This window comes from uncultured Campylobacter sp. (assembly GCF_938017615.1).
Lineage (GTDB): Bacteria > Campylobacterota > Campylobacteria > Campylobacterales > Campylobacteraceae > Campylobacter_B.
This window is the reverse complement of record NZ_CALIJA010000077.1, coordinates 1-6,308: the sequence shown is the minus strand read 5'-3', so window position 1 is coordinate 6,308 and position 6,308 is coordinate 1. Positions and strand designations below refer to the sequence as shown.

General features: G+C 46.1%; 6 protein-coding genes. 2 read left to right on the top strand and 4 right to left on the bottom strand.

Annotated elements, in window-relative coordinates:
• Positions 1-263: 263 nt before the first annotated feature.
• From Q0620_RS03530 to pyk, 3 genes are all read right to left on the bottom strand, one after another.
• Positions 264-524: a cation transporter gene (locus Q0620_RS03530; protein ID WP_297896513.1), complete on the bottom strand. Its 261-nt coding sequence runs from the start codon at positions 522-524 to the stop codon at positions 264-266.
• Positions 517-918: an aryl sulfotransferase gene (locus tag Q0620_RS03525; protein WP_297948315.1), complete on the bottom strand. Its 402-nt coding sequence runs from the start codon at positions 916-918 to the stop codon at positions 517-519. The genes Q0620_RS03530 and Q0620_RS03525 overlap by 8 nt, the downstream gene beginning before the upstream one ends.
• A 423-nt stretch (positions 919-1,341) precedes the next feature.
• Positions 1,342-2,811 (bottom strand): pyruvate kinase, encoded by a 1,470-nt coding sequence (gene pyk / locus Q0620_RS03520; protein WP_298783238.1) that lies wholly within the window; start codon positions 2,809-2,811, stop codon positions 1,342-1,344.
• Positions 2,812-2,920: 109 nt separating this feature from the next.
• Between pyk and Q0620_RS03515 the strand changes: the two genes are divergently transcribed.
• The gene (locus Q0620_RS03515) at positions 2,921-3,088 is read left to right on the top strand and encodes a hypothetical protein (protein WP_298783237.1); all 168 of its coding nucleotides are present in this window, start codon (positions 2,921-2,923) and stop codon (positions 3,086-3,088) included.
• A gap of 34 nt (positions 3,089-3,122) precedes the next feature.
• Here the strand turns inward: Q0620_RS03515 and Q0620_RS03510 are convergent, their stop codons facing one another.
• Positions 3,123-4,469, bottom strand: coding sequence for an FAD-dependent oxidoreductase (locus Q0620_RS03510; protein ID WP_298783236.1), 1,347 nt, complete (start codon positions 4,467-4,469; stop codon positions 3,123-3,125).
• Positions 4,470-4,590: 121 nt separating this feature from the next.
• Between Q0620_RS03510 and dctP the strand changes: the two genes are divergently transcribed.
• Positions 4,591-5,775 carry a TRAP transporter substrate-binding protein DctP gene (gene dctP / locus Q0620_RS03505; protein WP_297944883.1) on the top strand — a complete coding sequence of 395 codons (1,185 nt, stop codon included), beginning with the start codon at positions 4,591-4,593 and terminating at the stop codon, positions 5,773-5,775.
• Positions 5,776-6,308 lie beyond the last annotated feature (533 nt).

The following is a 6,308-nucleotide window of genomic DNA, read 5'->3' as shown; positions in this document are numbered from 1 at the left end:
ATCGTTCATAACCTCGTTTTTTTGCATGTTTGCTCCTTTAGAATTTATTGTAGCGCGGAGTATATGCGGCGACACATACCGCTAAATTTAAACGCGACCGCGCCGACATAGCGCTTCCGCAAAATACGCGCAGAATTTCAATCGCGCTAGCTTATGCCGCAGGCAAGCCGCGCAAAATGAAATTTTACGCAAAGTCGCATGAATTTTACCGAAATTTAGCAAGAATTTTATTTAAAATTTAGTCCGAATTTTGCCGGGGATTTTTATTTTACGATTACGCCTTCATAGCCCGTTTTAGCGATCGCCTCAAGCATCGCGGTCTCGTTTGCATCATCCTTTGCCGCGACGGTCGCGGTTTTGCTCTGCTGTGAAACCTTTGCGCTTATCACGCCTGGTGTTTGCAAAAGCGCCTTTCGCACGATCGCGGTGCAAAGCGGGCAGTGGATTTTTTCCACGTAAATTTTAACCTCTTTGTCGGCAAAAAGCGCCGTAAATCCAAGCATCAAAAACAAAATTTTACGCATAAAGCCCTCCTAAAATTTCAGGATATGTAAGCATAAAGGCAAGCAAGGCTCCTAAGAGCGCGTAGATCAGAATCCATTTTTTGCGCCTGCTTTGCAGCGAGCATGCGCGCGGCTTTTTGAAAAAGAAAAACGCCGAGAGCGCGAAGCAAAAAAGCGCTAGCACAGAGAGTGGCGCGCGGTAACCTTCCAGCGCCTCCGCGCCTGAAAAAATGGAAAAGCTCGCGCCGAAAATCAAAAATAAAAGCGCGGGCAGGCAGCAAAACGTCGCCGCAACCGCGCTAAAAATCGCGGCGAATATCAGCCATAGACTGCGCGTGCTGAAGCGATTTTTGCCAGGATATTCTCGCTTTTGCGTCAAGGTTTCTTGCGCGGGATTTTCTAGTTCGGTTTTCAAATTTTGCCTTTTAATTATAATCTTGTCGCACTCTCGTCGGCTTTTTGACGCGGAATTTTATCTGCAAATTTTAAATTTAAATTTCACCCTTTTAAGCGTCGTATACTTACCATTTAGCGCCAAATGCGGCTATAAACTGGTCGTGGCGCGCCGTGCGGTGTCGCATAAAATAAATTTGCCAGTCCGCGGTGAGCCATGAAATCAAAGGCATAAATGTTCGCGCGTTCGTTCTTGGTCTGCGCGAAATAAAGTCGCCGAAGCGCTACCAAAGTTTTAGTGGCTAAAAAATCCTGCTCCGTCATCTCGCAATGGAATTAAATTTAGCAAATTCTATCACGACATAAACGCGATGTTGCTGCTCATAATCTCGTAGCGAAATTAAATTTAGCTGCAGCCTCTGACTTTATGACCTTTGGCTACGCTTTAAATTTTACTTTCAAAGCCCGTTTTCGCCGCGTCGCGGTAGAAATCGATCTGATCTTTTTTGATGATGCGGATGTAGTCGGTGCTGCCGGGATGTCCGCTTTGAAAGCCCGCCGTCATCACGTAGGTGCCGCCTTCCTCGATGAGCCCGCGCTGCAGAGCCTCGTTTATGATACGTGCGAGCAGCGAGTTGATGCTCGTTTTTTCCTTAACCATCGCCGGATTTACGCCCCACACGAGACTTAGCGCGTGCGCGGTTTGCTCGTCGTGCGCGATTGCGATGATGTCGATTTTAGCGCGGTTGCGTGCGAGTTTTATCGCCGAACGCCCCGAGCCCGTGATCGAAAGTATCGCGCCTGCGCCCAGCCTTGCGGCAAGCGCTGCGGTGCTTGAGGTGATCATATCGGTCTCGTCGTAGAAATCGTAATCGTTAAATTTATCGTAAGGATAGATCTTTTCGGTCTCGCGGATCGTCTCGCTCATCGCGGCGACCACGGCTGCGGGATTTTTGCCGATGGCGCTTTCCTCGCTTAGCATCACGGCGTCGGTGCCGTCGAGCACGGCGTTTGCGACGTCGCTGATCTCGGCTCTGGTGGCGCGCTCGTGCTCGGTCATGCTAAGCATCATCTGCGTGGCGGTGATGACGGGCTTTGAGCGGGCGTTGGCTAGGGCGATGATACGCTTTTGGATGCGCGGGATCTCATAAAACGGCATCTCGATGCCCAGATCTCCGCGCGCGACCATTATGCCGTCGCTTGCTTCGATGATCTTTTCAATATTTTCGACCGCGTCGAATTTCTCGATCTTGGCGTAAATTTTAGCTTTTGAGCCCAGAGAGTTTAAAATTTCGCGTACGCGCAGGATGTCGTTTTGCGACTGCACGAAGGAGATGCCTACGAAATTTACGCCGTGCGCCGCGCCCCAGCGCAGATCCTCGAGGTCTTTTTGCGTGATGACGTCGATATTTAGGCGAGTGTTTGGGAAGTTCACCCCCTTATTCGAACTTAAAAAGCCGTCGTTTTCGAGCACCGCTCGCACGCCTTGCTCGCTTACCGCGACTACCTTGGCGCGGATCGAGCCGTCGTAGAGGTAGATAAACTCGCCTACCTTCATTAACGGCAAAATTTCTGGGTGGTTGATACACAGCTCGTATTCGCCTTCTGCAGTCTTTTTGCCGATGATTTCGCGAGGAAGGAAAGTAATCTTATCGCCCGTTTTTAGTTTAAAATTTTCCTCGAGCTTGCCGACGCGGATCTTTGGGCCGCTGATGTCCTGAAAGACGCCTACGCGCACGCCCAGGCTCTTTTCTACGGCGCGAATTTTGTTTAAATTTGCCTCGTGATACTCGTGCGTGCCGTGGCTGAAGTTCATCCTAAAGGCGTTGCAGCCTGCCTTTACCATCGCGCTCATCATCTCTTCGCTGTCGCTTGCGGGCCCGATGGTCGCTAAAATTTTGGTTTTTTTAAGCATCTTTTCTCCTTTAAATTTAAAATTTATCGCCGCATTAGGCGAAATTTTACGTGAAATTTTGAAATTTCTAAATTTTAAAATTCGCTAGACGAAGGAATTTTAAAATTTTATGGCGCGCGAGAATTTTAGAATTCTACGGCATGGTGAAATTTTAAAATTTCATAGCTTGCTGTGTGGGTTAAATTCTAAAAATTCGCGTTTGAATGAAATTTTAAAATCCTCTATATACGTGAAGCGAGAGCAAAATTTTAAAATCCTCGTCGAAGTAAAATTTTAAAATTCTTGCCCGAGCGAAATTTAAAAATTCCTCTTTATTGCATCATTTCCGCGTCAAATTTTGCATCATCAAAGCTCACTCCCAAATATTCGCAGGCGCTTTTTGCGTCGCGAAGCGCGTTACCTAGGCAGCTCGTAGCACCTGGGCTTGGGGTCATATTAAAGATAATCCCCGGATTTTCGCCTATTCTAGCTTCGCCTAAAATCAGCTTTTTTTGCGAGTGCGAGATTACTTGCGGGCGCACGCCGCCAAAGCCCTTGGCGTAGTAAATATCCTCCTCGCGGATGCTAGGTATGATCTTGCGCGCATTTTTGACGAAAAGCTTTTTACCTAAAATCGGTATCTCAAAGCCTATATTGCGGATTAAGAAGTCCCTTACCTCGCTATCGCCAAAATTTTGCCAAATGACCTTGGCTACGTCCATGTCAAAATTTAATGATTGAAAAAATTCCGGCACCGAACGACAGCCCTTGTAGCGTTCAAGCTTTGGTAGCGTAAGTGCGGTAGGGCCGAATCTCGTGCAGCCGCCTGCGAGCAAATCCGGATCGCCGTGAAGCGCAGCAAATGGAAGCTTTGGGTTTTGCATCATGTAAACCTTGCCATTTAGAAGTTTTTGCTTGGTTAGATAGAAGCTGCCCGCGATGCAAATCGTGCTAAGATCCTGCCCAAGCCCCATTTTGTGCGCTAGCCACAGCGAGTGAGCGCCTGCATCTACGACTACGAAATTAGCGCTTAGCGAGAGTCTATTTGCTGTGCGGATATAGAACTTATCGCCTACCTTCGTGATGTTTTGCACTTCGGTGTTTAGGTACAGATCGCAGGTTTTGCCCTCCACGTTTTTAGCGTTTTGCACAAAAGAATTCGCCATCGCGCCGTAATCGATCGTTGTATAAACTCCCGATTGTACGCCCATTGCTACGATATCCTCCGCTCGCTCCTCGCCGCGCCCGTCAAAAACTAGCTTGGGCTCGATTTTTTTGAGCTCTTCCTTGTCAAAAAGCTGCAAATACGGATAAAGCTCTTTAAATTTCTCAAAGCGCTCTTTAATTAGCTCTACCTCACTTTCGCCCACGCCAAGAGCCATTTTCTGCCCCTGAAATAAAAATTTATTCTCATATCCGTGCTTTTGGCAATATTTCACGATCATATCCGCCTTGCGCTTGACTTCGATCGCTTTTTGCAGATCGTAGTTGGTCTCGATGTCGCCGCAATGAATCGTCTGGGAATTTGCACTGGCTTTAGAATTTAGCGTCGCAAGCCCTTCGTATTTTTCAAGTAGAGCGATATTTTTGATTCCGCTAAATTCTGCCAGCACGTACGCTAGCGCGCTGCCCGTGATACCGCCGCCTATGATGATTACTTCGTAATGTTTTTCTTGCATGCCCTTTCCTTATCGAATTTGGCTGCAATTGTGCGAAAATTTCGCTTAAAAGCTAGTTATAAAAGCGTGAATTTAGATGATTTTATATAAAATTCGCACCATTTCATTTTGGGAGTAGTATATGAAAAAATCGATTCTTGTCGGATTAAGTTTGATTATAGCCACGTCGCTGTGGGGCGCGGATAAGAAAGTTTATCACCTTAAGCTAGCTCAGACTTACGAGCTTAGTATGCCTATCGTAGGCGATGTCGCCAAGCGTATGGCGGATCTTGCAGATAGTATGTCTGATGGCAGGCTGAAAATCAGCATCGACGCGCCTAGCAAGCATAAAGCGCCTTTTGCGATCTATGATATGGTCAAAAACGGACAATACGATTTAGGCTATACTGCGAGCTACTATTATAAAGGTAAAAATAGCGCAAATATGCTGTTTACGACGGTGCCTTTTGGTATGACGAAAGACGAACAGCACGCTTGGTATTACTTCGGCGGAGGCAAGGAGCTAGCGGATAAATTCTATGCTAAAAGCAATCTAAAGGTCTTTAATATTCTAAATAGCGGTATGCAGATGGGCGGTTGGTTTAAAAAAGAGATTAATACGCTAGACGATTTAAAAGGGCTTAAATTTAGAATTCCAAGCTTTGGCGGGGAGGTCATGAGCCGCCTTGGCGTCGCAGTCGCTACGATACCGGTAGGTGAGCTATATATGGCGCTAGAGATGGGCACCATCGATGCGGTCGAGTGGGCAAGTCCTAGCTTTGATATACCTCTAGGCTTTCACAAGGTCGCAAATTACTATTATACGGGATGGCAAGAACCCGCTAGCGAGCAGCAGATAGTGATAAATCTACAAACTTGGCAGAAGCTACCTAAGGATTTGCAAAATATCCTGGAAGCCTCTATCGCAAAGGCGCGCGAATACGCAGAAAACGAGACGTTTTATAAAAACGTAATAATTTGGGACGAGATCAAAAAGAAATATCCGAACGTTCAGATTCGCTCTTTTTCGCCTGAAATTATGCGTGCGCTTCGCAAGGCGACGGATGAAATTTTAGCCGAAGAAAGCGAGAAAAATCCCGATTTCAAAGAGATTTGGGAGAGCCAAAAGGCGTTTTTAGCTAAAGCTAGAACGTGGACGAAGATGGGCGATTTTACATATATCGAAAAAACAGGCGACGTTGAAGCCGAGCAGAATTTTACCGCTTCAGTGAAAAAAATCTCTGTTCCTGAGCCCGTAAATAGCGCAGCCAGCGAGATAAATGCAAGCACTGCCGCACCAAAAAACGAGGATAATCAGACGAAATAGTGCTTCATTTTTTATCTGCGTTTTTATGCCGCGCAGCTAAACTAAGCGCCAGATAAAGGTGTATGCGGCTTAAATTTGATCGGCAATTTTAAGCAATTTAGGCGAGGCGCGGGTGATCAAAATGCAGGTGATTTACTTATTGCAGCTGTGTAGCTCGGAGTATCTTTAAAATTTTAATTTATGAAAGCAGCGATTAAATTTTATCGCTGCTTTAGCATTTAAGTTAAGGCGCGTAATTCGCATCGCTGCGTTTAAAGCCAAATTTAAAAGCCGCTCGGTCGCCGCCGCACAAGGCTAGAATTTTAGAAAGCTTTGAGCCTCCTCCTTTTGTCTTATTCTTTTATCTCTTATGTTATTTAATCTTGATATTTTGCCGTGCTTGCTTGCGGGTGACATTGAGCGAGAGAGAATTTAATCTTGCTTTTTCATTTCGCGTAGTTAGCGGAGGAGCTTTGGCGAAGCGCGTCAATCTGAGATTTTAAATTAGTAGCGTTCATAAATTCCATATTTTAAAATTTCAGCGCTTTTATCTT